Genomic DNA, 25,030 nt, shown 5'->3' on the forward strand with positions numbered 1-25,030 from the left:
CCGGCAGGGCAGGTGGCAGAGTTTTTCCCTGTATGTGGTGGAGAGTGTGTGATGACTGGGATGAGTTCCAACGGGGCGGGGGCGCAGGCCCGGCAGCCGTTTACGATCTACGCGGTGTCCGCCGCCAATGGTATTCTGGCGATCTGTCCGCTGCCCGGCGCCGGGGGCGACTACAAGGGCGATCTTGAGCTGATCCACGACTGGCAGCCCGGTCTGGTTATTTCCATGACCACCGAAGCCGAGCATGTGACCGTCGGGGCCGCGACCCTGGGCATCGACCTGCAAAGCATGGGAAGCCGCTGGGTGCATCTGCCGGTGGCGGATTTCGGCGTACCCGGCCCCGAGGTGAACGAGGCCTGGCCCGGGGTCAGCGCCTCGGCGTGTCAGGCGCTGAACGGTGGCGGCCGCGTTCTGGTGCATTGCCGGGGCGGCTGCGGGCGCTCCGGCATGGTGGTGCTGCGCCTGTTGATCGAATGCGGCGTTGCGCCAGAGGCGGCGCTGAACAGGTTGCGCATGGCCCGCCCCTGCGCGGTTGAAACCGAGGCACAGATGGCCTGGGCCCGCAGCCGCTGAACGCGAGGTAGCCCGCCGGAGCGGGCCCGATTGTCATCCCTCTTTCTTGCTCACGGGGCGCGGCATTCACCCGATAAAAGCGACGCCCCCTGTGTGTCGGCCAGTTCTGCCGCTACGCCGCGCTGAGCGGGATCGCTTCGCCGAAGGAGCAGGGGCGATGTGGCAGGTGATCGGCGAACTGCGCCTGTGGATCGCTGGACAGCAGCGCGTCGGCAAAACGGTCCAGACCGCTGCGTTCTGCTGCGGTGTCCACTTCGCAGAACACCCGGATCCTGTCGTGCGAGGCGAAAAAGCGTGCCGGACAATGGCGGGAACAGCCATCGAGCAGGCTATCGCCGGTGATTTCGAAATCCTCTTCGGTCATATCCCGTGCAGTGTCGAGCGCCCCGCACAGGGCCACCAGCATGCGTTCTAGCGCCGGGCAGCTTGCCCCGGTTTGTTGACAGGTTGTTGCCGCAAGTTCATGCGTTTTTGTCGTCCAGATCATCGCGCCCTCCGCGCTGGGGCAGGGGCATAAAGAGGGGGGAGAGACATGTGGCCGGACGCTTGTCGGCCAGAACGGGCCGCGCGACAGGAACCATCTCACCCGCTCCGGACACCCCGCCCGGTTTCGAGTTGTGCGATGGCAGGTCTCCTGACTTGCGGGTCATAGCTTCTCCGGTCCTTCCCGGCCGCAGGTCTGTACCTTGCGTCCAGTGGATCTTCCGGGGTCGCTCTCCGCCTACAGTTGCGGGGGCAGTCGTGGAATTGTTCTGGCCGAGAGAGGCCGGATCGCACCACGTTCCCTTTTCATCCCGGACCCGCCAAAGGCGGATCGCGAAAACCATCTGTGAAATGGGTAGCGGGTCGAAGGGCGAGTCGTCAATTCGCTTGTGTGAAAGTCGGAGAAACCCGCGCGAACACCAGCAAGCCAGGTAAGCTTGCTGATTTGTGCAGGCGGATGCGGTGCCCTCAGGCCGTGCGGTTCAATCGTTCTTCGGTCAGCCGTGCGAAATCTGCCGCACGCGCTTTGAATTTTTTATTGAGCGAACCGCGCGCCAGTTTGAAGGATTGCAGCAGCAACCGCCCCGACAGGGTCTTGGCCGTCAGGTTGAGCGAAATTGTTACACGGGTGCGCCGCGGCGACAGCGCCATCAGTTCGATCTCGGTTTCGCCGTTCAGCCCGCTGCTGTCGCCGGACAGCAGAATGCGGGTGACGGGATCATAGGATTTGAGAGCAATGCGTAGCTCGCGCGCCTTGCCGCGAAAGCTGAATTTGGCATCCCAGGCGAGGCCGTTTTCAGGCGTGCTGATATCGCCGATCCGTTGCACGTCGATGCCGCGCCGGATGGCCGAGCGTTCAAAGCTTTCAAAGTCCGACAGGGCTTCAAACACGTCGGCGATCGGTGAATCGATATCTTCTTTACTCGTGAAATCCATGACTCTGACGCCTGCTTGCCTGTTTTGATTGATCAATTCTCAGCGTGGCCGCGATATTCCCTTTAATCCAGCGTATCCGCAAGCCAGTTCTGCAACAGAAAATGTGCAATTGCTCCTTTTCGGGCAGGCTTCAGGATCGGGTGCTCTCCGGCAAAGGCGGTCATCATGTCCTGCTTGCTGACCCAGATCGCGTCCTCGATTTCATGTGGGTCGATGGTCAGCTCGCGATCCAGCGCGATCCCGTGGCAGCCGAACATCAGCGACATGGGAAAGGGCCAGGGCTGGCTGGACAGGTACTCCACCTCTCCGACCTTCACGCCGGATTCTTCCAGTACTTCACGCCGCACGGCGGCCTCCAGTGTTTCGCCGGGTTCAACGAAACCGGCCAGCAGGGAGTACATACCTTCCGGCCAGCCGGGAGAGCGGCCCATCAGGACCTCGTCCCCATGGGTAATCAGCATGATCACAACCGGATCGGTGCGGGGAAAATGGCTCACCTTGCAGCTGGGGCAATTTCTTTGCCAGCCTGCCTGATCCATATCACTGGGGTGGCCACAGCGGGCACAGAACCCATGCGAGCCATGCCAGGAAAACAGCGCCTTGGCTGTGGCGGCCAGCTCGGCCTCCAGCGGGGTCAGCCGGGTCATCACCCGCCGCAGCTCGGCGAAAGCACAACCGGAGGGCAGGTCTGGGTGCTGTTGCTCCGTTACATCGGCAAAACTGGCCAGCGCCATCTCGTCCAGCGCATCGGGCTGCCAACTGCTGATGTCGCAGGCAAAGGCCGGGCTTTGATCCGGCAGGAGGCCGAGAAACAGAGCGGCGTCGCGGCACTCTGCTGCCATCGGATGCGTGGTGGAGATCCAGGCAAGAGCGTCCGGTCCGCGCTCTGGATCTGACCGCTGGCACAGGGGTTTGCCGCGCCACATCATCAGCACCTGTGCATTCTGTGCCCCCCAGGCAGCGTCTAGCGCTTCGGCATCCGCACGCAGATGCGCGCTGCGGTCCAGGCCACCCTTGCCGCCAAATGTCACCTCTTCGGCCCGTTTCATATCGTTGTCCTTCTTTTGGCAGGGGATCCGGCGTTGAGGCCCGATTTCCTGCATTGATGGCGGCAAAACCGCGCAATGACCAGCCTGTTCGGGTAGCGCGGTCGATGCATTTTTATGGTTGTCAGCGGGTGTTTGACGCCGGGTCACCGGTCTGCCGCTGGATATTGGCGTTAGACCGGTCAAATTTTCGGCATCAGCGCCACAATCGTTAACATCCTCAAAAATGGTGACTTTGCAAATCAAGGAAACACTGTTTCAAAGGGTTAACGCGTTCGTGTCAGAACGTGAGAAAAAACGAAGATCGGAAGACGCCGTGCAGGCTGCGGGTAGAGCAATATGACAGGACCGGATCAATCCTTGCCATTGGGGAAGGGGGTGCTGCGCTTGTTGGCAACCACCGATCTGCACAGCAATCTGCTCAGCTACGACTATTATGCCGACCGGCCGGACCCCAGCATCGGCCTGTCCCGCGTCGCGTCCCTGATCGCCGAGGCGCGGCAAGAGGTCCGGGAGGCAGGGGGCACGGTGCTGCTCTTGGACAATGGTGATGGGCTGCAAGGGGCGCCGATTGGTGAGATTTCCTCTGACGACCCGATCGTGCCGCATCCGCTGATGCAGGCCTTCGACGTGTTGCAATACGATGCCATCGGGCTTGGAAACCACGACTTCAACTTCGGTCTGGAGACGCTTGAGCAGGTGCTGGAGCAGGCACCCTGTCCGGTGATTTGCTCGAATATGACAGCCGTGGAGGAGGGACGGGAGCTACCTTTCGCCCGCACTACCATTCTGGAGCGGGAGGTGCCTGCCTGCGCTGGTGCGCCGCCGCTGCGGATCGGGATCCTGTCGGTGTTGCCGCCGCAGACGGTAACATGGGACGCGCATCTTCTTGAAGGTCAGGTCGTGGTTGCGGACATGGTGCAGGCGGCTGCCGCTGCTGCCAGCGCGCTGCGGCGGGAAGGATGCGATATCGTGATCGCATTGGCGCATACCGGTGTCGGAGGGCTGGAGCGGGTGCCGGGCATGGAGAATGCCCTCTTGCCCATCGCGGCCACGGCGGGAATCGATGCGGTGATCGGCGGGCACACCCACAAGACCCTTCCAGATCCCGAGCACAGTTTCACCAAGCCGGTGGTCATGCCGGGCGCGCATGGCTCACACTTGGGGCAGATCGATCTGCAGGTGTCGCACGGCCCGGAGGGGTGGCGGCTGGAAAATTGGGACGCCCGCCTCAAACCCATCTGCAGCAGGGCAGAGAAGGGCGATCTGATGTCTCTGGTCGAGGAGGACGCTGAACTGACCCGTGCGCTTGGCCCCGCGCATGATTCAACGCGCGAACGGATGCATCAGCCAGTTGGCTTCAGTGACGTGCCTTTGCACTCCTTCTTTACTTTCTTTGGGCCTGATCTTGGGCTGGAACTTGCAGCAGCAGCGCAGGCGGCAGCGGTCAGGCCGCTGCTGGAAGGCACTGAGGTTGGTAAACTGCCGCTCTTGTCCGCGGCGGCGCCAGGCAAATTCGGTGGCCGTTCCGGGCCGGGGCATTATACCGACATCGGGCGTGGCGATCTGTGTATGCGCAACGTCGCTGATCTTCACATCTTCCCGAATGAGCTTAGGCTGGTGGTTGCGACCGGCGCGCAGGTGCTGGACTGGCTGGAAATGTCCGCGGGTGTGTTCAAACAAGTCCGCCCCGGCAGTACCGAACAGGAACTGGTTGATCCCAGCCGTGCCGGGCATAATTTTGACGTTCTTTTTGGCCTGCAATACGAAATAGATCTCTCGGCACCGCCGCGGTTTTCCTCCTCTGGCGTGCGGATCAACCCGGCGGCAGGGCGCATTCGACGTCTGCGCGTGCATGGGCGGCCCGTGGCCCCTGCGCAGCGTTTTGCCGTCGTTGTCAACAGTTACAGGGTCAGCGGTGGTGGTAATTTCCAGATGGTCAAAGACGCCGAGAGCATCCCGCTGCCGCCGGTGCGAATCCGGGATGTGATCCGGGACTACGTTGCGGGCCGCCTGCCTGAGGATCCACTGGCGCAGGAAGAGTATCCGTGGCGGTTTGCCGAGCTCAACAACGCCGAGGCTGCCGCCTATACCAGCCCGGAGGCGGTGCAGTATCTGGATGAATTGCCGGAGGGACAGGTGCGCAACTGCGGCATGACACCAAAAGGCTTTCTGAAACTGATGCTTGCCCTCTGAACTGCGGAGCGGTGGATCGGGGAGGCCCCCTTGTCATTGCTGCGGCAGCCGCCTATATCGGGATTCGAGAGGTTGGCGCGGGCAAGCGCCTCGCCAACCTGGTCAGGTCCGGAAGGAAGCAGCCACAACGAGCCCCGCTTGGGTCGATGTCCAACCTCTCACCTTTCCCTAAAACACAGGTCCAGCCCGCCGAAAGGCGTGGGCTGTCTTAATGCCCGCAGAATTACAGGTTAGTAGCGGCCATTGTCGGCGGGATAGACGCCCAGGATCTCGACATTGGTGGTAAAATAGGCCAGCTCGTCCATTGCCAGCTGCACGTTCTCATCCTCGGGATGGCCTTCGATATCGGCATAGAACTGAGTCGCCGTGAAGGAGCCGTCCACCATATAGCTTTCCAGCTTGGTCATGTTGATTCCATTGGTGGCAAAGCCGCCCATCGCCTTGTAGAGGGCGGCAGGGATGTTGCGGACCTGAAACACAAAGCTGGTGATCATGCCATGGGCACCGCGACGGCTGTAGTCAGGTTCGCGCGACATGATCAGGAACCGCGTGGTGTTGTCACCGTTGTCTTCGATATGGCGGGCCAGCACATCCAGTCCGTAGATTTCCCCGGCCAGCTCGCTGGCGAGGGCGGCAACATGTTTGTCGCCTGCCTCAGCCACATCGCGGGCGGCGCGGGCGTTGTCGGGACTGACCCGGCCGGTGATGTTGTGCTTGCGCAGGAACTGTCCGCATTGCGGTAGAAGAACCAGATGCGATTTCGCCTCGCGGATATCTTCCAGCCGGGCACCGGGCACGCCCAGAAGATTGATATGCACCCGCACAAATGCCTCGTCGACAATATGCAAGCCGCTGTGCGGCAGCAGACGGTGAATATCGGCCACCCGGCCATAGGTCGAATTCTCCACCGGCAGCATGGCGAGGTCCGCCTGACCGCTTGTCACCGCTGCGATCGTGTCCTCGAAATTGCGGCAGGGTAGCACTTCCATGTCGTGCCGCGCGTTGCGGCAGGCTTCGTGGCTGTAAGAGCCAAGCTCCCCCTGAATGGCGATTTTTCCGGTCATGAGTGCGACTTTCCTGCAAAACTTGGACAATCGGGCGTTTCGTCGCGCTGTCTACACCTTGCCACTTGAGAGGGGAAGCCTTAGACACCCTCCCAGACAGCTGAAATGGACTCGCGATCATGTTTGACACGATGACCCTTACCAAAGCGACTGCAGGCTTCTGCGGCGCGTTCCTCGTGTTCCTCCTGGGCAAATGGGCCGCAGAGGAACTGTATCATGTGGAGGCCCATGGCGAGGCTTCTTACGTGATTGAAGTGGCAGAGGCAGGTGGTGCAGAAGAAGAAGTGGAAGAAGTCAGCTTTGAAGAGCTGATGGCCTCCGCTGACGTTGGCAAAGGCGCCAAAGTCTTCAAGAAATGCTCCGCGTGCCACAAGCTTGAGGCTGGCGCCAATGCGACCGGTCCTTATCTCTACGGTGTGGTTGACCGTCCCAAGGCAAGCGCCGAAGGATTTGGTTACTCCGGTGCCCTGTCCGGTATGGAAGGCGCATGGACCGCTGAGAACCTCAATGAATTCCTGATCAAACCGTCCGACTACGCACCGGGCACCACGATGAGCTTCTCTGGCCTGAAAAAGGTCAAGGACCGCGTGAACCTGATCGCTTATCTGGACAGCCTCGACGACTAAACCGTCGCTCCGGCTGGTACAGAACCGGATTTGAGTTTTGAAAGGCCGCTGATCCTCAGCGGCCTTTCGCTTTTTGTGGGGCCTGTCGGAGAATATGTGCCGCAAAAGGATGGGAAATTGCCCTGGCCCAACCCGAAAGTGACCGCATCACAACTTGAATGTTGCGCCTGCCTGCCATTAGCTTGAAATACGGTAGAAATCCGGATCGCTTGAACACCGGACAGCGGAGGTTAAGGCAGATGAGATCACAACAGATGACAGCCCGAACGCAGACCATGCGCGGGGGGCTGCCAGCGCAGCTTGGTTTTCTGATGCAGAGCGTGCTGGTGCTGGGCGCGACGATGCTGGCACTGGTTGCCGTGCTGGCAGGAACGGCCCGCGCCGAAGAGACAATCATCAAAAGCCATGGGTTCGCGGAATTCGGTGAACTGAAATACCCCGAAGGATTCGCGCATTTCGACTATGTGAACCCGGAGGCGCCCAAGGGCGGGGAGCTGTCCTTTTCCGCCGTCGGTACCTTTGACAGCATGAACCCCTTTACCCGCAAGGGGCGGGGCGGGGCGCTGTCCTCCTACCATCTGGAAAGCCTGTTGATCGAATCCTATGACGAACCGGGCTCCTATTACGGGCTGATTGCGGAAAGTCTGGAATACCCCGAAAGCCAGGATTGGGTGATCTTCAACCTGCGCCCCGAAGCGCGGTTTTCGGATGGATCGCCTGTGACCGCCGATGACGTGGTCTTTTCCCATAACATCCTGCTGGATCAGGGGCTGCAATCCTATGCCGAGGCAGTGCGCAAACGCATCCCCAAGGCCGAGGCGCTTGGCCCGCACCGGGTCAAATTCTACTTCTCACCCGATTTCCCGCGCCGCGCGATGATTTCGCAGGTCGCAGGCACGCCCGTCTTCTCCAAGGCCTGGTTCGAAGCCGATCCCGAAAACCGCCGTCTTGATGAGCCGCGTCTGGATCCGGGAATCGGGTCGGGGCCATATGTTCTCGACAGCTTCGACATCAATCAGCGCATCGTCTACCGCCGTAATCCGGATTACTGGGGCGCCGATCTCAATGTGAATGTCGGCCGCCACAACTACGACAGCATCCGGATCGAGTATTTCGGCGATGCCATCGCGGCGATGGAAGGGTTCAAGGCCGGTGTCTACACCCTGCGCCCCGAGAACAGTTCCAAAAGCTGGGCGACCGCCTATGAGTTTGACGCGGTTGCGCGCGGCGATGTCATCAAGGACGAAATCCCCGACGGTAACGTGCCTGCTGCCAATGGTTTTGTTATGAACCTGCTGCGTCCCGTGTTCCAGGACATCCGCGTGCGTGAGGCAGTGCAACTGGCCTTCAACTTCGAATGGACCAACGAAAGCTTGCAATACGGGTTGTTCCGGCACCGCTCCTCCTTCTGGCAGGACAGTGCGCTGGAGGCCAAGGGACTGCCAGAAGGGCGCGAAAAAGAAGTGCTCGAGGCGCTGGGCGACCAGATCGACCCCACCATCCTGACCACTGAACCGGTGATGGCGCACGCTTCGAAACCGGGGCGTCCATCGGACCGCCGCAATCTGCGCCGGGCGATGAAACTTCTGGATGAGGCAGGCTGGGCCGTTGGCGATGACGGGGTGCGCCGCAATGCGGCGGGCGAGGTCATGCAGATCGAATTCCTGCTCGATAGCCCGACGCTGGAACGCATCGTACAGCCCTATGTCGCGAACCTCATCATCATGGGGATCGATGCCAAGCTGAACCGGGTGGATTTCGCGCAATACACCAGTCGCCGCCGGGAAAAGGATTTCGATATGGTGAGCTTTGCCTATCCGAAGTCGCTGGAACCTTCGACGGGTCTTTATCAGCAATTCGGATCGGAGGCGCATCAATATTCGGTCTTCAATCCCGCAGGGCTGGCCGATCCGGCGGTGGACGCGCTGATCGACAATATCGTCAAAGCCACCACCGAGGAAGAACTCCACGCCAGCGCCCGCGCGCTGGACCGGGTGCTGCGGGCTAAACGGTTCATGGTTCCTACTTGGTATCTGGACGTGAACTGGATCGCCTACTGGAGCATGTATGAATACCCCGAGAACCTGCCGCCCTATGCGCCGGGCACGATGGATCTGTGGTGGGTGAACGCCGAAAAGGAGGCCGCGCTCAAGGCCTCTGGCGCGTTGCGGTAGGCCCGTCCCATGGCAGCCTATATTCTGCGGCGTTTCCTGCTGGTGATCCCGACCCTGTTCGGGATCATGGTGATCAACTTTGCCCTGGTGCAATTTGTGCCGGGCGGGCCGGTGGAACAGATCATTGCCCAGATGCAGGGCAGTGGTGATGTGTTCGAAGGCTTTGCCGGTGGTGGCGGCGATGCCGGGGCCACGGAAACCCTTGGATCGAATGACAACTATGCGGGTCGTCAGGGCCTGCCCCCCGAGTTGATCGAAGAGTTGAACGCGCAATTCGGTCTAGACAAGCCACCATTGGAGCGGTTCATCCAGATGATCGGCAACTATCTTCGGTTCGATTTCGGCGAAAGTTATTTCCGCAAGATCGATGTCACCGAACTGGTGATGGAGAAAATGCCAGTGTCGATTTCGCTGGGCCTGTGGTCGACCTTGATCGCCTATATGATCTCGATCCCGATGGGCATCCGCAAGGCGCTGAGCGACGGGTCGCGTTTCGATACTTGGACCAGCGGCATGATCATCGCGGCCTATGCAATCCCCTCGTTCCTGTTTGCGATCCTATTGCTGGTGCTCTTTGCCGGTGGCTCTTATTGGCAGATCTTTCCGCTGCGGGGGCTGACCTCGGACAACTGGGAGGAGCTAAGCCTGCTGGCCAAGATTGGGGATTACTTCTGGCACATCGCGCTGCCGGTCATCGCCTCCACCATCGGGGCCTTTGCGACGCTGACGCTGCTGACCAAGAACTCCTTTCTGGACGAGATCAAGAAACAATACGTGATGACCGCCCGGGCCAAGGGGCTGAGCGAACGACGGGTTCTGTATGGTCATGTGTTCCGCAACGCGATGCTGATCGTGATCGCGGGCTTTCCGGCGGTGTTCATCGGCGTCTTCTTCTCGGGCAGCCTGATCATCGAAACGATCTTCTCGCTTGATGGGCTGGGGCGTCTCGGGTTTGAGGCCGCCGTGGCGCGTGATTATCCGGTGATCTTTGGCACGCTGTTCATCTTTGGCCTGATGAGCCTCGTGGTGGGGATCGTGTCCGACATCATGTACGTGCTGGTCGACCCACGCATCGACTTTGAAAAGAGAGAGGGCTGAGCCATGGCATTGTCCCCACTCAACCAGCGCCGCTGGAACAATTTCCGCCGCAACAAGCGGGCTTTCTGGTCGTTCTGGATCTTTTCGGTGCTGTTCGTGCTGTCGTTGTTTGCCGAGTTCATCGCCAACGACAAACCGATTCTGGTCAGTTATCGCGGCGAATTGCACATGCCGATCTTCAAGTTCTATCCCGAAACCGCCTTTGGCGGCGATTTCAGGACCGAGGCGGTGTACAAGGACCCCGAGGTCGAATGCCTGATCCGCTCGGGCGGCAATCTGGACTGTTTTGATGACCCTGAAGGGATCATGGAACAGATCGCGGCTGGCACCTTCGCAGGGGAAGATTTCCACGAAGGCTGGACCATCTGGCCGCCGATTCCCTACAGCTTTAACACCACGGTGGACCGGCCCGGTGCCGCACCGCTGCCGCCGAACGGGCAGAACCTCTTGGGCACCGATGATACCAAGCGGGACGTGCTGGCGCGGGTCATCCACGGCTTCCGCCTGTCCATCGTCTTTACCCTGATCGTGACAGGCGCGGCGACCGTTCTCGGCATCGCGGCAGGCGCCGTGCAGGGCTATTTTGGCGGCTGGCTGGATCTTCTGTTCCAGCGGTTCATCGAAATCTGGAGCTCGACCCCGACGCTTTATGTGATCATCATCATGTTCGCGATCCTGGGGCGCAGTTTCTGGCTGCTGGTCTTCCTTATGATCCTGTTCGGCTGGACCGCGCTGGTCGGGGTGGTGCGCGCCGAATTCCTGCGGGCGCGCAATCTGGAGTACGTGCGCGCGGCCAAGGCGCTGGGTGTTGGCAACATGACCATCATGTTCCGCCACATGCTGCCGAATGCCATGGTGGCGACCCTGACGATGATGCCCTTCATCGTGACCGGAACCATCTCGTCGCTGGCGGGGCTCGATTTCCTCGGCTTCGGACTGCCATCCTCGGCGCCTTCGCTGGGGGAGTTGACCCTGCAGGCGAAACAGAACCTTGAAGCGCCCTGGCTGGCCTTCACCGCCTTCTTCACCTTCGCCATCATGCTGTCGCTTCTTGTCTTTATCTTTGAAGGCATCCGCGACGCCTTCGACCCAAGAAAGACCTTCTCATGACTGCGATACTGGAGGTGAAAGGTCTGCGGGTCTCTTTCCGCCAAGACGGCAAGGAGACCGAAGCGGTCAAAGGCGTGTCCTTTGAGGTGGGGCGTGGCGAAACGGTGGCGCTGGTGGGGGAATCCGGCTCTGGCAAATCCGTGTCGGCTCTGTCGACGGTGTCGCTTCTGGGGGACAGTGCCACGGTGAAGGGATCGGTGCTCTACAACGGCAAGGAGATGGTCGGCGCCGACGAAAAGCACCTGATGAAACTGCGTGGCAACGACATCAGCTTTATCTTTCAGGAGCCGATGACCTCGCTTAATCCGCTGCACACCATTGAAAAGCAACTGTCGGAATCGCTGGCCCTGCATCAGGGGCTGGTGGGGCAGGCGGCGCGGGACCGCATTCTGGAACTGCTGATCAAGGTCGGCATCCGCGATCCGGAAACTCGTCTTGGCGCCTATCCGCACGAGCTGTCCGGTGGGCAGCGGCAGCGGGTGATGATCGCCATGGCGCTGGCCAACAAGCCCGAGATCCTGATCGCGGATGAACCGACCACGGCGCTGGATGTCACCATTCAGGCCCAGATTCTCGAACTTCTTGCCGAGTTGAAAGAAAGCGAAGGCATGGGGCTGTTGTTTATCACCCATGATCTGGCCATCGTGCGGCGTATCGCTGACCGGGTTTGCGTGATGAAGGATGGCGAGATCGTTGAAAGCGGTCCTGCCGAGGAGATTTTCTCGAGCCCGCAACATCCCTATACTCAGAAATTGCTCGCAGCCGAGCCCTCTGGGCAACCTGCCGCCGTGCCCGAAGGCGCCGAGGAATTGGTCCGAACCTCGGGTCTCAAGGTCTGGTTCCCGATCCAGAAGGGGCTGTTGAAGCGCACCGTTGGGCATGTGAAGGCGGTCAATCCGACCTCCATTTCCGTCCGGGCAGGGGAAACCCTTGGCATCGTCGGGGAAAGCGGCTCTGGCAAGACGACCCTGGCGCTGGCCATCATGCGGTTGATTGCGTCGGAGGGTGAGGTGCGATTTCGCGGCGATGACCTGCGACAATGGTCAACGCGGGATCTGCGGCGCCTGCGCAAGGACATGCAGATCGTGTTTCAGGATCCCTTCGGCTCTCTCAGCCCGCGGATGACCTGCGCACAGATCATTTCCGAAGGTCTGGCAATCCATAAGGTCGATCAGCATCGCGACACCCGCGAGTTGGTGGCTGAGGTGATGGTGGAGGTGGGCCTAGACCCAGCGGCGATGGACCGCTACCCGCACGAGTTTTCGGGCGGACAGCGGCAACGCATCGCCATTGCCCGTGCCATGGTGCTGCGGCCGCGGCTGGTGGTGCTGGATGAGCCGACATCGGCGCTGGACATGACGGTTCAGGTGCAGATCGTCGATCTGTTGCGCGATCTGCAGACGCGCTATGGGTTGGCCTATCTGTTCATTTCACACGATCTGAACGTCGTGCGCGCCATGTCGCACAAGATGATCGTGATGAAACAGGGCGACGTGGTGGAAGCCGGGGAGGCAGACGCGCTGTTTGAAGACCCCCGGGAGGAGTACACCCGCCAGCTTCTTGCGGCGACGCGCTGAGCGGCGGAAACGGATACCGGCAAACAGGGGCCTCGCGGCCCCATCACCCGTATCAGATCGCGGAGCTGTGCCCTGCCTGGCTCAGGTCATAGGCATCCAGACTGCGGGCGATCATCCGGGTTAGGGGTCTCGCACGCTCCGGGATCGACAGCTCTTCCTGCGACAGCTCCACCATGTTCGGAAATGCACGGGCTGTATCTTCCAGCAACTCCCGCAGCCGCTGCGTGGAAATGGAGAATTTGCCCAGGATTTCTTCGGCGCTGATCCTGAAATCGCACATCAGCGATTCGATCATGCGACCCCGCAACTTGTCTTCTCCCTGAAAGACATGTCCGCGCGCGGTTGCAAACTGACCCGTCGCTATCGCCTTTGCGTGGTCCGCGGTGCCGGGGGCGTTCTGGGCGTAGCCCTGCGGGAAGCGCGAGATTGCCGAGGCGCCGATGCCGATCAGAACGTCGGCGGGATCCTCGGTATAGCCTTGGAAATTCCGTTTGAGCCGCCCAGAAGTCTGAGCCTTGACCAGACTGCCGTCCGGCCTTGCAAAATGGTCGATGCCAATTTCGCGGTAGCCGTCCCACAGGAACAGGCGCCGGGCGGTATCAAAAAGATCCAGCCGATTTTCGGGCGTCGGCAGGGTATCCGTAGGAATCATGGTCTGGCGCCGCGCCATCCAGGGCACATGCGCATATCCAAACAGGGCGACCCGATCCGGTGAGAGGGACAACAGTTTCTGCGCGCTGTCGGTGATCCGCTCCGGCGTCTGATGTGGCAGCCCGAACAGGATGTCAGCATTGATACTGTGGATTCCCCGCGCGCGCAGCATTTCGAAGGTTTCATGCGTCAACTCATAGCTTTGCAGCCGCCCGATTGCGTTCTGGATGGTGGCGTCGAAATCCTGCACTCCGATCGAGGCCCGGTTCATGCCTGCCTCGGCCAGGGCATCCAGCCGCGCCGCGTCGCATTCGTTCGGATCAATCTCGACCGAAAACTTGGTGCCAAGGGCCCATGGCGCCAGATCGGCCTGCGCGGCGGCCAGATCACGAATCATATCGGGTGATAGCAGCGTCGGTGTGCCACCGCCCCAATGCAGCCGGGACAGGCTAACACCTTCGGGGAGGTGCGATTTCAGCAGCGCGATTTCGGCCTTGAGCGTGTCGAGATAGGCCCTGACCGGGGCGTCTGACTGGGTGCCCTGTGTGCGGCAGGCGCAGAACCAGCACAGCCTGCGGCAGAAAGGCACATGCACATAAAGCGAGATCTGACTGCCAGGCGCGATATCTCTTAGCCAGCCTGAGAAAACACTGGCATTTACGCCGCCTGCAAAGTGCGGCGCCGTGGGGTAGCTGGTATAGCGCGGCACTTTAGCATCGAATAATCCGAGGCTTGCCAATTGTGATTTCTGTTTCATCGGACTATCGTAAATCGTGTACGAGTAACTAGACTTTGACCCAGATCAAGCGGGACACGCCATGACAGCCCCCACGATTTCATCTTTCAACTGTGGTGATTGCCCGATCAGGCATCGCGCGGTCTGTGCGCGCTGCGATTCGGATGAATTGGAAGAGTTGGATGCCATCAAATACTACCGGACCTATGAGGCGGGGCGCCCGATTATCTGGTCCGGCGACTCAATGAATTTTGTCGGTTCGGTGGTTTCCGGCATCGCGACCCTGACCCAGACAATGGAAGATGGTCGTACCCAGATGGTCGGTATTCTCCTGCCCAGCGATTTTGTCGGACGCCCTGGGCGCGATGGCGCGGCCTATAACGTGGTCGCCACAACCGAAGTGGTGATGTGCTGTTTCCGCAAGAAACCCTTTGAAGAACTGATGGCGCGTACGCCACATATCGCGCACCGCCTGCTTGAAATGACGCTGGATGAACTGGACGCCGCGCGGGAATGGATGCTGGTACTGGGCCGCAAGACTGCCCGGGAAAAGATCGCCAGCCTGCTATCGATCATTGCCCGCCGGGATGCGTCTCTGACTCCCGCAGGCGCGAAGGATCGGATGGTGTTTGATCTGCCGCTCACGCGGGAGGCAATGGCAGACTACCTTGGCCTGACCCTTGAAACCGTCAGCCGCCAGATGTCGGCACTGAAAAAGGATGGCGTGATCGAGCTCGAAGGCAAGCGGCACGTGACCGTACCCGACATGGGGCGCCTGCTGGAAGAAGCGGGCGACGATAGTGACGGTGGTTTCCTCGGCTGAGATCCACGCTGTGCGCAATCAACGCGTGCATATTGGACAGGGGCGAAACAGGTGCAGATCTGTCCGCCCCTTTTTCGTGTCAGCTTTGCAAGATCTCTTCTCCGGTGCTGCTTTTCAGCCACTCCGCCACCTGATTGACTGCAGCTGCCGAGCCCCGGCCGGGCAGGCGCCACAGGCGCAGGGCATCCGGCAGTGTAACGTTGGTGGCAAAGGGCGCAACCAACCGTCCTGATTGCAGCAAAGGCGCCAAAAGGGCGGCGTGGCCGATCAGCACTCCGGCACCGTTCAGGGTTTCCTCTACCGCAAGGGCATAGAGCGAATAGACCGGTCCGCGTGGCGTCACCCTCTCACTGAGATCCACTGCAGTCAGCCAATGCATCCAGTCCCGGTCCCATGTGGTGTCAGTCAGGCAGGGCACATTTCGCAGATCCTCGGGCCGCGAAAGCTGTGCGGCCAGATTGGGGGCGCAGACTGGAAATATGACATCTCGTTCCACTGGCTGCCCCTGTGACGGGTCGAAGAACAGGCACAGATCATAAGGCGTGCGTTTCAGGTTGGGCGGTGTTTCCAGCGCGGTGACCGAAATGGCAACCTCGGGCATGGCCTGCCGCAGGGCGGGCAAACGTGGGGACAACCAGAACTGCGCGACCGAGGGTAGGGTGGCGATATGCACTACCGCCGGGGCCGCTTCATCCCGCAGGGTTTGCACCGCCCCGGCCAGTTGATCAAAGGCGGCGGTAAATTCGGGCAGCGCGCGCGCGCCCGGCGCGGTCAGCTTCACTGCCTTGGCCCGGCGATGAAACAGCGGCGCCCCAAGCGCATCTTCCAGCGTCTTGATATGCGCCGATACCGCCCCTGGCGTGACGCCAAGCTCCTGCGCTGCGGCGGCAAAACTACCGAGCCGGGCAGCAGCCTCGAAGGCGCGCAAGGCGGTCAGGGGCAGGGATCTGGGACGGGGCGGAGAGACGTTCATGAAATAAGGCCTAGATTTTCTAACCCTAATTTTTCGCAAAACTGGTTTGTGCACAAGGGGGCACGGCGGCTTCACTGAGGCAACGCAATAGATCCGCAACAGGGATGATCCACATGACTGATCCGGCAAAACAACGCCTTGCACAGCGCCCTTGGGTGCCAGCGGCGTGCGAGGCCCATGTGCAGGAGATTGCACAGCAGACTGCCGCTGCAACGACCGAGAGGCTGTCAGGGCGGATCGATGCGCTGATCCGGCGCAATGCGGAAATCCACGATGAAGAGTGTTTCAACCTCAACCCAGCCACCAACGTGATGAACCCGGCTGCCGAGGCGGTGTTGTCGTCCGGGCTCGGCAGTCGACCGTCGCTGGGCTATCCTGGCGACAAATATGAAATGGGGCTGGAGGCCATTGAGGAGATCGAGGTGATCGCCGCCGAATTGGCCGCCGAGGTGTTTCAGGCGGCCTATGCCGAGGTTCGGGTTGGCTCCGGCGCGCTCGCCAATCTTTATGGTTTCATGGCTCTGACGCAGCCGGGGGACAGTATCATCGCGCCGCCCGCCACCGTGGGTGGACATGTGACGCACCATGATGCGGGCTGTGCGGGGCTTTACGGGTTGAAAACACATCCGGCGCCAGTGCACGCGGATGGCTACACTGTGGATCTGGATGGCTTGCGCCGTATGGCGCATGAGGTGCAGCCAAGCCTGATCACCATTGGCGGCAGTCTGAACCTCTTTCCGCACCCGGTGGCAGAGGTCCGCGCCATCGCAGATGAGGTCGGCGCGAAGGTGCTGTTCGACGCGGCGCATCAATGCGGCATCATCGCGGGTGGCGCCTGGGCCAATCCGCTGCAAGAGGGCGCGCATCTGATGACGATGAGCACCTATAAAAGCCTTGGCGGACCGGCCGGGGGGCTTATTGTCACCAATGACGCGGCGGTTGCCGAGCGGCTTGATGCCATCGCCTTTCCGGGGATGACGGCCAATTTTGACGCGGCCAAGACAGCGGCGCTGGCGGTCAGCCTTCTGGATTGGATCGACTATGGCCCCGCCTACGCAAAGGCTATGATCGACCTGGCGCAGGCGCTGGCGGATGAATTGGAAAAGCTTGGATTGCCAGTGTTCAAGGGCGCAGGAAAGGCAACCCAATCGCATCAGTTCGCGGTCGAGGCCGCTGGATTCGGTGGTGGGCAGGCAGCATCCAAAACCCTGCGGAAAGCCGGGTTCCTGGCCTGTGGGATCGGCCTGCCAATTGCCGAGGTGCCGGGTGACATGAACGGTCTGCGCATCGGAACGCCCGAATTGGTGCGCCGGGGTGTCACGCCTGCGGATGCACCGGAACTGGCGGCGCTGATCGCGCAGGGGCTGACCGGGAACGATCCCGCAGCCGTGGCACCGCGCACCCGCGCGATGCGGGCACGGTTCCAGGGCATGCATTACGTGCGGGCGTGACCTCGCAGGGCTTCGCAGCTAAGCTGCCTGAAACAGGGGAGAAATCATATGCACTTCGAAAGTCTGATCGGAATGCTGATCATCGGCGCCCTTGCAGGGTGGCTGTCAGGCAAGATCATGCAGGGACGCGGGTTTGGCGTCATTGGCAATATCATCGTGGGGATCGTTGGCGCCTTTCTGGCGGGGGCAATCTTCCCAGCTCTTGGTTTTGCCGTTGGCGGCGGGGTGCTGGCCTCGGTGATCCACGCCACCATCGGCGCGGTGATTCTATTATTTGTCATAGGGTTGATCCGAAAAGCACGCTGAGCCAGCCCTACGACAGAACGAAAAAAGGCGCCCCTGATCGGGCGCCTTTTGTTTGCGTCGTTTCTTTGCCGACCACGAGTGGCCAGTCGGTGAAATCAGTGGGCCATAAAGACTGGAACGGTCGCTTTTTCCAGCATGTTGCGGGTCGCGCCGCCCAGAATCGCCTCGCGGAAACGGGAGTGGCCGTAGGCGCCCATCACGATCATATCCGCACCGGTATCGGTGGCATGACGGTTCAGGATGTCCGAGACCCGTGGCATCGTCTTGCTGAGTACGTCGATTTCGCATTTTACGCCATGGCGCGAGAGCATCTGCGCCAGCATCCCGCCGGGATCGGACCGTTCCGGGCTGTGCTGCGGCGGGTCGATGACGACAATGCGGGCCACCTCGGCGCCTTCGAGGAAGGGCAGCGCCTTGCGGATCGCGGTCATGGCCTCGATGCTTTCGTTCCAAGCCAGCAGCACGGTTTTCGGCTGGGTGATCGGCTCGGCGTCATCCGGCACCACCAGAACCGGGGTGCGTCCTTCAAACAGGGCCGCTTCGACCACGGGCTCTGCCTCTACGCCGATGCCTTCGCCGTAGGGTTTGCCGAGCACCACCAGATCCGAGAATCGCGCATGATGCGCTACGTGGCGGCCCAGATCGGCCACCGGCGCGATGGCGATATCGGTCGAAAAGGGCGTGCCGCTGCGCTCCATGACCTCTGCGGCGTGGGTTTGGACCTCTGCGGCTTCTTCCTGTGCCCGTACCATGGCTTCCTGGATGATCATGGCATTGGCACCGGCGTAGTAGTACCCCGTTTGGGTCCGGTCCACGCCAAGGCACAGAACCTCGGTATGGCCGGAAAAATGCTCTGCCAGAGCGGCGGCCTGAGCCAGTGGAGCTGTGGCGGTGTTCTGGTCAGTCAGAACGGATAAGAAGGTTTTGTAGGTCATTGTCATCCCTTGGTGGAAATAGCGCAAAATCCCCAGAAGGGACCGCGTTTCAATGGCTGTGCCATAAATGATGTGTCACACTTGTTTGGCAATTGTCTTGATGCAGATCAATGCATGGAAGCGGCGCGTTCTGCATCACAAACTCGGTCTAAAAAGGTCCCGCGTGGCGGAAGAATCGCGCGGTACATGTTAAAGGGACGCAAGATGTCTAATTATCTCAAGCTGATAGCGCTTGGTCTGGTCACGCTCTTTGCGATGATCGGGATCAACTATGCGCGCGATCTGGCTTACCAGGTGCACGCGATCATCGTGATGCTCGTGGCTGGTGGGCTTTTCCTCTACACACTTCGCAAGACGGATGAGCCGGTACCGGCGACCGGCAATCTGGAGCACGAATATTTCGATAGCGTCGTGCGCTACGGGGTCATTGCCACCGCCTTTTGGGGCGTTGTTGGTTTTCTGGCGGGCACGTTTATTGCCTTCCAGCTGGCCTTTCCGGTTCTGAACTTCGATTGGGCGCAGGGCTTTGCCAACTTTGGCCGTCTGCGTCCGCTGCACACCTCGGCGGTGATCTTCGCCTTCGGGGGCAACGCGCTTCTGGCAACCTCTTTCTATGTCGTTCAGCGCACCTCCGCGGCGCGGCTTTGGGGCGGCAACTTGGCGTGGTTCGTGTTCTGGGGCTATCAGCTGTTCATCGTTCTGGCCGCGACCGGCTATGTTCTGGGCGGGACCCAGTCCAAGGAATACGCCGAGCCGGAATGGTATGTTGACCTGTGGCTGACCATCGTATGGGTCGCCTATCTTGCTGTCTTCCTTGGCACGCTGATCAAGCGGAAAGAGCCGCATATCTACGTCGCCAACTGGTTCTACCTGGCCTTCATCGTGACCGTCGCGATGCTGCACGTGGTCAACAACCTGACCATCCCGGTCTCCATCTGGGGGTCCAAATCGGTCATCGTCTGGCCCGGCGTGCAGGATGCGATGGTGCAGTGGTGGTATGGCCACAACGCGGTGGGCTTCTTCCTGACCGCTGGCTTCCTCGGCATGATGTACTATTTCATCCCGAAACAGGCCGAACGCCCCGTGTTCAGCTACAAACTGTCGATCATCCACTTCTGGGCGCTGATCTTCATCTACATCTGGGCTGGTCCGCACCACCTGCACTACACCGCGCTGCCTGACTGGGCCTCGACCCTTGGCATGGTGTTCTCGATCGTGCTGTGGATGCCGTCCTGGGGTGGTATGATCAACGGTCTGATGACCCTGTCGGGTGCCTGGGACAAGCTGCGCACCGACCCCGTCATCCGCATGATGGTGATCTCGGTCGGTTTCTACGGCATGTCCACCTTCGAAGGTCCGATGATGTCGATCCGCGCCGTGAACTCGCTGTCGCACTACACCGACTGGACCATCGGTCACGTACACTCCGGCGCTCTTGGCTGGAATGGCATGATCACCTTCGGTGCCCTCTACTTCCTGGTGCCGGTTCTGTGGAAACGTGAGCGTCTCTACTCGCTGCAGATGGTGTCCTGGCACTTCTGGCTCGCCACCATCGGTATCGTTCTCTATGCCGCCTCCATGTGGGTGACCGGCATCATGGAAGGCCTGATGTGGCGCGAAGTGGATGCGAATGGCTTCCTTGTGAACTCCTTTGCCGACACTGTGGCTGCAAAGCTTCCGATGTATGTGGTGCGCGGTCTGGGCGGGGTCATGTACCTCACCGGTGCGATCATCATGTGCTACAACCTCATCATGACCGTCCGTCGGGCGCCGGCCAAAGAAGCCAGCCTGTCGGTCTCGGTCCCGGCTGAATAAGGAGGGCCGGACAATGGCAATTCTCGACAAACATAAAATCCTCGAGACCAACGCGACCCTCCTTCTGGTGTGCAGCTTCCTGGTTGTGACCATCGGTGGTCTGGTGCAGATCGCACCGCTGTTCTGGCTGGAAAACACCATCGAAGAGGTGGAGGGCATGCGTCCCTACACCCCGCTGGAGATGGCTGGTCGCGAAGTCTACATCCGTGAAGGCTGCTATGTGTGCCACAGCCAGATGATCCGCCCCATGCGGGACGAGGTCGAACGCTATGGTCACTACTCGCTGGCGGCGGAATCGATGTACGATCACCCGTTCCAGTGGGGTTCCAAGCGGACCGGGCCGGATCTGGCCCGCGTCGGTGGCCGCTACTCGGATGAGTGGCACGTGGACCACCTGCGCAATCCGCAGTCGGTGGTGCCGGAATCGGTGATGCCCAAATATGGCTTCCTTGAGCGGACCATGCTGGACGGCAAATACATCGGTGACATCATGGCCACCAATGCGATCCTGGGCGTGCCCTACACCGACGAGATGGTCGAAGCCGCGCAAGCCGACTTCATGGCGCAAGCGGATCCCGACAGCGATTACGACGGTCTGATGGAGCGCTATGGCGAAGACATCAATGTGCGTAACTTTGATGGCCAGCCGGGTGTTTCCGAAGCGGACGCTCTGATCGCCTATCTGCAGATGCTGGGGACTCTGGTCGACTTCTCGACCTTCACCCCGGATGCAAGCCGCTAAGCGGGAGGGACAGATGGAAGAATACACACTCCTGCGGCAGTTCGCAGACAGCTGGATGCTGCTGATGCTGTTCGCTTTCTTCATCGGGGTCGTTGTCTGGGTGTTCCGCCCAGGCAGCAACCGGGTCTACCGCGACACGGCAGATATCCCCTTCCGGCATGACGACAAACCCGCCCCAGCAAAGGGTAAAGCCAAGGAGGCGCGGACATGAGTAAGAAACCACAAAAGTTCGATAGCGATCCGAAGACAACCGGCCATCAATGGGACGGGATCGAAGAGTTCGACAATCCGATGCCGCGCTGGTGGCTCTACACCTTCTACCTCTGCATCATCTGGGGCATTGGTTACACCATCGCCTATCCGGCATGGCCGATGATCAACTCGGCCACGGCCGGGGTACTGGGCTGGTCGACCCGTGCAGATGTGGCCAGTGAAATCGCGGCCGTGGAAGAGGCAAACGCCCCGACCAATGCCAAGCTGGTCGAAACCGACCTGACCGAGATTTCGGCAGACCCGGATCTGAATGCCTATGCTGTGTCGGCTGGCTCCGCCGTGTTCAAGACCTGGTGTGCCCAGTGTCACGGATCTGGCGCTGCAGGTGCCAAGGGTTATCCCAACCTGCTGGACGACGACTGGCTTTGGGGTGGTTCGGTGGAAGACATCCACGCGACTGTGGCCCACGGCATCCGCAACGAGGACAGCGACGATGCGCGCTACTCCGCGATGCCTGCCTTTGGCCGGGATGAGCTGCTCGAAGCCGAAGAGATCGATCAGGTCGTGAACTACGTTATGTCCCTGTCGGGCGAAGCGCAGGATGCCTCCAAAGTCGAAGCAGGCGCTGTTGTTTTTGAAGACAACTGTTCGTCCTGCCACATGGAAGACGGCACCGGTGATCGCGCTCAGGGCGCTCCGAACCTGGCCGATGCGATCTGGCTCTATGGCGGCGATTACGACACGCTGACGGAGACCGTGACCAATGCGCGTTACGGTGTGATGCCGGCCTGGAACCTCCGCCTCAGCGAGGCCGAGATCCGCGCGGTTACCGCCTATGTGCACCAGCTGGGTGGCGGCGAATAAGACCGGGTTCCACAGCAAATATCGGAACACGTAAAAGGGCCGCCCAACGGGTGGCCCTTTTCATTTTGCCCTTGCTCGGGCTGCTTGGTCATGCCGGTTCAGGGGCCTGCCCTGTGGGGGGCGACCGTGCGCCTAGTCTGGCTGCTCAGCATGATCGCCGCAAGGATCAGGGCGCACGCGATGGCCTGCGCCAGAGAGATCCGCTCTCCAAAGGCGATGACACCCACCGCGAACATGGTTGGCAGTTCAATGCTGCCAATGACAGCGGTGCGCGCGGCGCCGATCATCGGGCTGCAGACGGAATAGACCAACTGCGGCACCAGTGCCGTGCCAAGGCTGATCCCCAGCAACAAAAGCCAGCCTTCGCCGCCGTTGGGGACCATTGCAGCCGCATCCGTCGTCATCACCAGCGGCAAGAGGCCCAGAACGGATCCTAACGAAACCGCCGCGATCCGGGCCAAAGGCGGAAGAACGGTCAGCCGGTAGACCAGCACGGTGATGCCAAATCCAAACCCCAAGGGCGCCGCCAGAGAAATCGCCAGGGCTGGCAGCGCGGCAGAAGGGACCGCACCCGGGCCGCTGGCAATTGTCGCGGCAACCACGCTCAGACCGGCGGCCCAGACGGCGCGCAGGGGCGGTCTGTCGCGAAACAGCACCCAGGCGATCAGCAGCGTGAACACCGGGTAGGTCATGTAAAGAACCCCGACCACGGATACTGGCGCGCTGCGCAGGGCGCTGACATATCCAATCCAGCCAAGCCCCATCAGTGCCCCGGCCGCCATCCCCCACAGGATTGCGCGGGCTTTGTCCCGGTGCAGGAACAGCAGCGGCGAGAGGACCACGGCTGCCAGGGTGAATCGGTAAAAGGCGATGATATGGGGCGGCATGCCCTGTTCGGTCAGGCTACGGGCAAAGAACGGCAGCGCTCCAAAGCAGAGCGAAGCAAACAGCACGCCCGCGCTGGCCAGAACAAGCGAGGGGGCGGCAGGAAGCGGGCTGGAAGAGCGATCTGACATCCAAAGCCGATAGCACCGGTTTGGAATTCCGGCAAGAATTCCACGGTGGCCTGCTGCGGGCCCAGTCAGAGCTGCGCAGCCGGGCGGCAGTTTCTGTCCAATTGGGCGCCTTTAGTTTGCGTGACTTGATCCGTGTCAAATCGCGTTGGGCTGTCGCGTGCTTATATCGTTTCAAAGAGAAACAGGCCCTGCAGGGCGATAGGCATCAGGGTGATGCTTGCCTGCCGGGTCCTTCGCATCCCGCCGGTACCGACGTGCTGGTTAGGCGGGTACAGGCGTCGGCTTTTCGATCTGTTCGCGCGTTTCCTGAAAAGCCGACGCTTTTTCTTCCTAGATTTTCTGCGGGTCGATGCAGCGGGTGCGCCGCGCTGGTTGGCTGATGCGCCGTGTAAGCCAGGCTTTGATCCGGCCAAGGCGGCTCCGTGGCTGGGACAGCGGTTTGGCGGGTGGCATATCCCGCAGGCGCGCGCAGTCTAGGCGGGTCGCGGTGAATACGGTGCGTGCGTAGATGTCGGTCAGCATTTCGATGCCTCCTGAGTTTGAACATGTCCGGTACTGTTGCGCCAAAACGCGTTTCATGCGACTCAGGAAAAAAGTCACTATGTAAGTCAGGATTACATATGGAGTGGTTTAGCCTACCGCCTCTGGCTGCGCTCAGAGCCTTTTCTGCCTTTGCCGAAACGTCGAATGTGGTGAAGGCAGGGGCGGCGCTGAATGTCAGCCACGCTGCCATTAGCCAACAGCTCAGGGCGCTGGAACGCCATATGGGCGTGGCGCTTCTGGACCGCAGTGGCCGGGCGCTGCGGCTGACGCGCGAGGGGGAGCATCTGGCGCGCGGACTGCAACTGGGGTTCAGTGCGATTCAGACAGCGGTTCAGGACCTGACCGTTTCTGGCGCGCAGCGGCCGTTACATGTCAGTTGCACGCCGATGTTTGCCGCCCAGTGGCTTATGCCGCGCCTTGCAGAGTTCCGCGCCCTGCATCCGGAGGTGGATATGGTTCTGGACCCAAGTGGCGAATTGGTCGAACTGACGCCGGGCGGGATCGACATTGCGCTGCGTTATGGTTCTGGCGATTGGTCCGGGTTGGCGGCTGAGATGTTGCTGCAATCGCCGATGTCCGTGGTTGCGGCGCCGGATCTACTTGATGGGCGCAGCGTGTCTTCGCCGCAGGACCTACTCGATTTTCCTTGGCTTGAGGAATTGGGAACCACGGAGGCGGCCAAATGGCTTGTCTCCCGTGGTGTCGTCGACGCCCTACGTGGCCCCCGGGTCCGGCTGCCTGGAAATCTGCTGATGGAGGCGGTGCGCGGCGGGCAGGGCGCGGCGGTCAGCGTGCGCGCCTTTGTCGAAGAGGACATCAGGGCAGGGCGGCTGGTGGACCTGTTCACAGAGGACGACACGCGCGGTTATCACATCGTGACCCGGCCCGGCGTGTTGCGGTCGCAGGCCCGCAAATTCATCGCCTGGCTCAGGAAGCACCGGCAGGTTCCTAGGGAGTTGGCGCAGGATGACACCGGAGATAACTGACCGGCGGGACAACACAATTTTGTGAAGCAGCGCACGTCGGTCCGCCGATCCCGGTTGCGCGCCTATGATCCCTTGGTCACAGAGACGTTTGCA

General features: G+C 60.8%; 24 protein-coding genes, 1 other RNA gene and 1 riboswitch. Of the genes, 16 read left to right on the forward strand and 9 right to left on the reverse strand.

Annotated features, from left to right (window positions below; genetic code table 11):
* Nucleotides 1-51: 51 nt before the first annotated feature.
* On the forward strand, nt 52-573 hold the full coding sequence (locus AAFO90_RS03930; protein ID WP_347508569.1) for a protein-tyrosine phosphatase family protein: 522 nt from the start codon (nt 52-54) through the stop codon (nt 571-573).
* Nucleotides 574-685: 112 nt separating this feature from the next.
* On the opposite strand, the gene AAFO90_RS03935 is transcribed toward AAFO90_RS03930, so the two are convergent.
* The 3 genes from AAFO90_RS03935 to nudC form a co-directional block, all read right to left on the reverse strand.
* On the reverse strand, nt 686-1,060 hold the full coding sequence (locus AAFO90_RS03935) for a hypothetical protein (RefSeq protein WP_347508570.1): 375 nt from the start codon (nt 1,058-1,060) through the stop codon (nt 686-688).
* A 119-nt stretch (nt 1,061-1,179) separates the two neighbouring features.
* Nucleotides 1,180-1,416: riboswitch (cobalamin riboswitch) on the reverse strand.
* 108 nt (nt 1,417-1,524) lie between these two features.
* Nucleotides 1,525-1,992, reverse strand: a complete 468-nt coding sequence (locus AAFO90_RS03940; RefSeq protein ID WP_065271296.1) for an SRPBCC family protein — start codon at nt 1,990-1,992, stop codon at nt 1,525-1,527.
* A 62-nt stretch (nt 1,993-2,054) separates the two neighbouring features.
* Entirely contained in the window at nt 2,055-3,041 is a 987-nt protein-coding gene (gene nudC, locus AAFO90_RS03945; protein ID WP_347508571.1) for an NAD(+) diphosphatase, read from the reverse strand.
* Nucleotides 3,042-3,377: 336 nt separating this feature from the next.
* Here nudC and AAFO90_RS03950 point away from each other — a divergent pair, with 336 nt between their 5' ends.
* Complete coding sequence (locus AAFO90_RS03950; RefSeq protein WP_347508572.1) at nt 3,378-5,234, forward strand: 5'-nucleotidase C-terminal domain-containing protein; 1,857 nt, start codon at nt 3,378-3,380, stop codon at nt 5,232-5,234.
* A gap of 65 nt (nt 5,235-5,299) precedes the next feature.
* Nucleotides 5,300-5,398, forward strand: an RNA gene (gene ffs / locus AAFO90_RS03955) — signal recognition particle sRNA small type.
* Between the two features lie 66 nt (nt 5,399-5,464).
* Here the strand turns inward: ffs and AAFO90_RS03960 are convergent.
* Nucleotides 5,465-6,298 (reverse strand): prephenate dehydratase, encoded by an 834-nt coding sequence (locus AAFO90_RS03960; RefSeq protein WP_347508573.1) that lies wholly within the window; start codon nt 6,296-6,298, stop codon nt 5,465-5,467.
* A gap of 119 nt (nt 6,299-6,417) precedes the next feature.
* Here AAFO90_RS03960 and AAFO90_RS03965 point away from each other — a divergent pair, with 119 nt between their 5' ends.
* The 5 genes from AAFO90_RS03965 to AAFO90_RS03985 all read left to right on the forward strand — a co-directional run bounded on the left by AAFO90_RS03965 (nt 6,418) and on the right by AAFO90_RS03985 (nt 12,883).
* The gene (locus tag AAFO90_RS03965; protein WP_065271292.1) at nt 6,418-6,924 is read left to right on the forward strand and encodes a cytochrome c family protein; all 507 of its coding nucleotides are present in this window, start codon (nt 6,418-6,420) and stop codon (nt 6,922-6,924) included.
* 275 nt (nt 6,925-7,199) lie between these two features.
* Nucleotides 7,200-9,098, forward strand: coding sequence for an extracellular solute-binding protein (locus AAFO90_RS03970; RefSeq protein WP_347508619.1), 1,899 nt, complete (start codon nt 7,200-7,202; stop codon nt 9,096-9,098).
* Between the two features lie 9 nt (nt 9,099-9,107).
* Complete coding sequence (locus AAFO90_RS03975; RefSeq protein ID WP_065271290.1) at nt 9,108-10,196, forward strand: microcin C ABC transporter permease YejB; 1,089 nt, start codon at nt 9,108-9,110, stop codon at nt 10,194-10,196.
* A 3-nt stretch (nt 10,197-10,199) separates the two neighbouring features.
* Nucleotides 10,200-11,306, forward strand: a complete 1,107-nt coding sequence (locus AAFO90_RS03980) for an ABC transporter permease (RefSeq protein ID WP_065271289.1) — start codon at nt 10,200-10,202, stop codon at nt 11,304-11,306.
* A complete protein-coding gene (locus AAFO90_RS03985; protein ID WP_347508574.1) occupies nt 11,303-12,883 on the forward strand; it encodes an ABC transporter ATP-binding protein in 1,581 nt (526 codons plus the stop codon). The genes AAFO90_RS03980 and AAFO90_RS03985 overlap by 4 nt, the downstream gene beginning before the upstream one ends.
* Before the next feature lie 52 nt (nt 12,884-12,935).
* Here AAFO90_RS03985 and hemN read toward each other — a convergent pair whose 3' ends face one another.
* Nucleotides 12,936-14,291 (reverse strand): oxygen-independent coproporphyrinogen III oxidase, encoded by a 1,356-nt coding sequence (gene hemN / locus AAFO90_RS03990; protein ID WP_347508575.1) that lies wholly within the window; start codon nt 14,289-14,291, stop codon nt 12,936-12,938.
* A 61-nt stretch (nt 14,292-14,352) separates the two neighbouring features.
* Between hemN and AAFO90_RS03995 the strand changes: the two genes are divergently transcribed.
* Entirely contained in the window at nt 14,353-15,093 is a 741-nt protein-coding gene (locus AAFO90_RS03995) for a Crp/Fnr family transcriptional regulator (RefSeq protein WP_347508576.1), read from the forward strand.
* A 79-nt stretch (nt 15,094-15,172) separates the two neighbouring features.
* Here the strand turns inward: AAFO90_RS03995 and AAFO90_RS04000 are convergent, their stop codons facing one another.
* Nucleotides 15,173-16,066, reverse strand: a complete 894-nt coding sequence (locus AAFO90_RS04000; RefSeq protein ID WP_347508577.1) for a LysR family transcriptional regulator — start codon at nt 16,064-16,066, stop codon at nt 15,173-15,175.
* Nucleotides 16,067-16,179: 113 nt separating this feature from the next.
* Here AAFO90_RS04000 and AAFO90_RS04005 point away from each other — a divergent pair, with 113 nt between their 5' ends.
* Nucleotides 16,180-17,517 (forward strand): aminotransferase class I/II-fold pyridoxal phosphate-dependent enzyme, encoded by a 1,338-nt coding sequence (locus AAFO90_RS04005; protein WP_347508578.1) that lies wholly within the window; start codon nt 16,180-16,182, stop codon nt 17,515-17,517.
* Between the two features lie 48 nt (nt 17,518-17,565).
* The gene (locus AAFO90_RS04010) at nt 17,566-17,823 is read left to right on the forward strand and encodes a GlsB/YeaQ/YmgE family stress response membrane protein (protein ID WP_274832689.1); all 258 of its coding nucleotides are present in this window, start codon (nt 17,566-17,568) and stop codon (nt 17,821-17,823) included.
* 95 nt (nt 17,824-17,918) lie between these two features.
* On the opposite strand, the gene AAFO90_RS04015 is transcribed toward AAFO90_RS04010, so the two are convergent.
* Nucleotides 17,919-18,758 (reverse strand): universal stress protein, encoded by an 840-nt coding sequence (locus AAFO90_RS04015; RefSeq protein ID WP_347508579.1) that lies wholly within the window; start codon nt 18,756-18,758, stop codon nt 17,919-17,921.
* Between the two features lie 204 nt (nt 18,759-18,962).
* On the opposite strand from AAFO90_RS04015, the gene ccoN reads away from it, so the two are divergent.
* Genes ccoN through ccoP form a run of 4 tightly spaced genes read left to right on the forward strand, consistent with a single transcriptional unit; the run spans nt 18,963 to nt 22,392 of the window.
* On the forward strand, nt 18,963-20,573 hold the full coding sequence (gene ccoN, locus AAFO90_RS04020) for a cytochrome-c oxidase, cbb3-type subunit I (protein WP_065271283.1): 1,611 nt from the start codon (nt 18,963-18,965) through the stop codon (nt 20,571-20,573).
* 13 nt (nt 20,574-20,586) lie between these two features.
* Nucleotides 20,587-21,315 (forward strand): cytochrome-c oxidase, cbb3-type subunit II, encoded by a 729-nt coding sequence (gene ccoO, locus AAFO90_RS04025; protein ID WP_065271282.1) that lies wholly within the window; start codon nt 20,587-20,589, stop codon nt 21,313-21,315.
* 13 nt (nt 21,316-21,328) lie between these two features.
* Entirely contained in the window at nt 21,329-21,526 is a 198-nt protein-coding gene (locus AAFO90_RS04030; RefSeq protein ID WP_065271281.1) for a CcoQ/FixQ family Cbb3-type cytochrome c oxidase assembly chaperone, read from the forward strand.
* Nucleotides 21,523-22,392 carry a cytochrome-c oxidase, cbb3-type subunit III gene (gene ccoP / locus AAFO90_RS04035; protein WP_065271280.1) on the forward strand — a complete coding sequence of 290 codons (870 nt, stop codon included), beginning with the start codon at nt 21,523-21,525 and terminating at the stop codon, nt 22,390-22,392. Before AAFO90_RS04030 ends, ccoP begins: the two co-directional genes overlap by 4 nt.
* A gap of 98 nt (nt 22,393-22,490) precedes the next feature.
* On the opposite strand, the gene AAFO90_RS04040 is transcribed toward ccoP, so the two are convergent.
* Nucleotides 22,491-23,408, reverse strand: coding sequence for a DMT family transporter (locus AAFO90_RS04040; RefSeq protein ID WP_347508580.1), 918 nt, complete (start codon nt 23,406-23,408; stop codon nt 22,491-22,493).
* Nucleotides 23,409-23,738: 330 nt separating this feature from the next.
* Nucleotides 23,739-23,930 carry a hypothetical protein gene (locus AAFO90_RS04045; RefSeq protein ID WP_347508581.1) on the reverse strand — a complete coding sequence of 64 codons (192 nt, stop codon included), beginning with the start codon at nt 23,928-23,930 and terminating at the stop codon, nt 23,739-23,741.
* A 98-nt stretch (nt 23,931-24,028) separates the two neighbouring features.
* Here AAFO90_RS04045 and AAFO90_RS04050 point away from each other — a divergent pair, with 98 nt between their 5' ends.
* Nucleotides 24,029-24,937, forward strand: a complete 909-nt coding sequence (locus AAFO90_RS04050) for a LysR family transcriptional regulator (RefSeq protein WP_347508582.1) — start codon at nt 24,029-24,031, stop codon at nt 24,935-24,937.
* The last annotated feature ends 93 nt before the right edge of the window (nt 24,938-25,030 follow it).

Source organism: Phaeobacter sp. CAU 1743 (genome assembly GCF_039839315.1).
Classification (GTDB): domain Bacteria; phylum Pseudomonadota; class Alphaproteobacteria; order Rhodobacterales; family Rhodobacteraceae; genus Phycobacter; species Phycobacter gallaeciensis_A.

Bases quoted from the DNA above. Each gene is read 5' to 3' on its own strand.
- AAFO90_RS03970 (WP_347508619.1), top strand. From the start codon at position 7,200: ATGCGCGGGGGGCTGCCAGCGCAGCTTGGTTTTCTGATGCAGAGCGTG.
- hemN (WP_347508575.1), bottom strand. From the start codon at position 14,291: ATGAAACAGAAATCACAATTGGCAAGCCTCGGATTATTCGATGCTAAA.
- AAFO90_RS04045 (WP_347508581.1), bottom strand. From the start codon at position 23,930: ATGCTGACCGACATCTACGCACGCACCGTATTCACCGCGACCCGCCTA.
- AAFO90_RS03940 (WP_065271296.1), bottom strand. From the start codon at position 1,992: ATGGATTTCACGAGTAAAGAAGATATCGATTCACCGATCGCCGACGTG.
- AAFO90_RS04015 (WP_347508579.1), bottom strand. From the start codon at position 18,758: ATGACCTACAAAACCTTCTTATCCGTTCTGACTGACCAGAACACCGCC.
- AAFO90_RS04010 (WP_274832689.1), top strand. From the start codon at position 17,566: ATGCACTTCGAAAGTCTGATCGGAATGCTGATCATCGGCGCCCTTGCA.
- AAFO90_RS03935 (WP_347508570.1), bottom strand. From the start codon at position 1,060: ATGATCTGGACGACAAAAACGCATGAACTTGCGGCAACAACCTGTCAA.
- AAFO90_RS03975 (WP_065271290.1), top strand. From the start codon at position 9,108: ATGGCAGCCTATATTCTGCGGCGTTTCCTGCTGGTGATCCCGACCCTG.
- AAFO90_RS03985 (WP_347508574.1), top strand. From the start codon at position 11,303: ATGACTGCGATACTGGAGGTGAAAGGTCTGCGGGTCTCTTTCCGCCAA.
- AAFO90_RS04005 (WP_347508578.1), top strand. From the start codon at position 16,180: ATGACTGATCCGGCAAAACAACGCCTTGCACAGCGCCCTTGGGTGCCA.
- ccoO (WP_065271282.1), top strand. From the start codon at position 20,587: ATGGCAATTCTCGACAAACATAAAATCCTCGAGACCAACGCGACCCTC.
- ccoP (WP_065271280.1), top strand. From the start codon at position 21,523: ATGAGTAAGAAACCACAAAAGTTCGATAGCGATCCGAAGACAACCGGC.
- AAFO90_RS04050 (WP_347508582.1), top strand. From the start codon at position 24,029: ATGGAGTGGTTTAGCCTACCGCCTCTGGCTGCGCTCAGAGCCTTTTCT.
- AAFO90_RS03960 (WP_347508573.1), bottom strand. From the start codon at position 6,298: ATGACCGGAAAAATCGCCATTCAGGGGGAGCTTGGCTCTTACAGCCAC.
- AAFO90_RS04030 (WP_065271281.1), top strand. From the start codon at position 21,329: ATGGAAGAATACACACTCCTGCGGCAGTTCGCAGACAGCTGGATGCTG.
- nudC (WP_347508571.1), bottom strand. From the start codon at position 3,041: ATGAAACGGGCCGAAGAGGTGACATTTGGCGGCAAGGGTGGCCTGGAC.
- AAFO90_RS03995 (WP_347508576.1), top strand. From the start codon at position 14,353: ATGACAGCCCCCACGATTTCATCTTTCAACTGTGGTGATTGCCCGATC.
- AAFO90_RS03980 (WP_065271289.1), top strand. From the start codon at position 10,200: ATGGCATTGTCCCCACTCAACCAGCGCCGCTGGAACAATTTCCGCCGC.
- AAFO90_RS03930 (WP_347508569.1), top strand. From the start codon at position 52: ATGACTGGGATGAGTTCCAACGGGGCGGGGGCGCAGGCCCGGCAGCCG.
- ccoN (WP_065271283.1), top strand. From the start codon at position 18,963: ATGTCTAATTATCTCAAGCTGATAGCGCTTGGTCTGGTCACGCTCTTT.
- AAFO90_RS04040 (WP_347508580.1), bottom strand. From the start codon at position 23,408: ATGTCAGATCGCTCTTCCAGCCCGCTTCCTGCCGCCCCCTCGCTTGTT.
- AAFO90_RS04000 (WP_347508577.1), bottom strand. From the start codon at position 16,066: ATGAACGTCTCTCCGCCCCGTCCCAGATCCCTGCCCCTGACCGCCTTG.
- AAFO90_RS03965 (WP_065271292.1), top strand. From the start codon at position 6,418: ATGTTTGACACGATGACCCTTACCAAAGCGACTGCAGGCTTCTGCGGC.
- AAFO90_RS03950 (WP_347508572.1), top strand. From the start codon at position 3,378: ATGACAGGACCGGATCAATCCTTGCCATTGGGGAAGGGGGTGCTGCGC.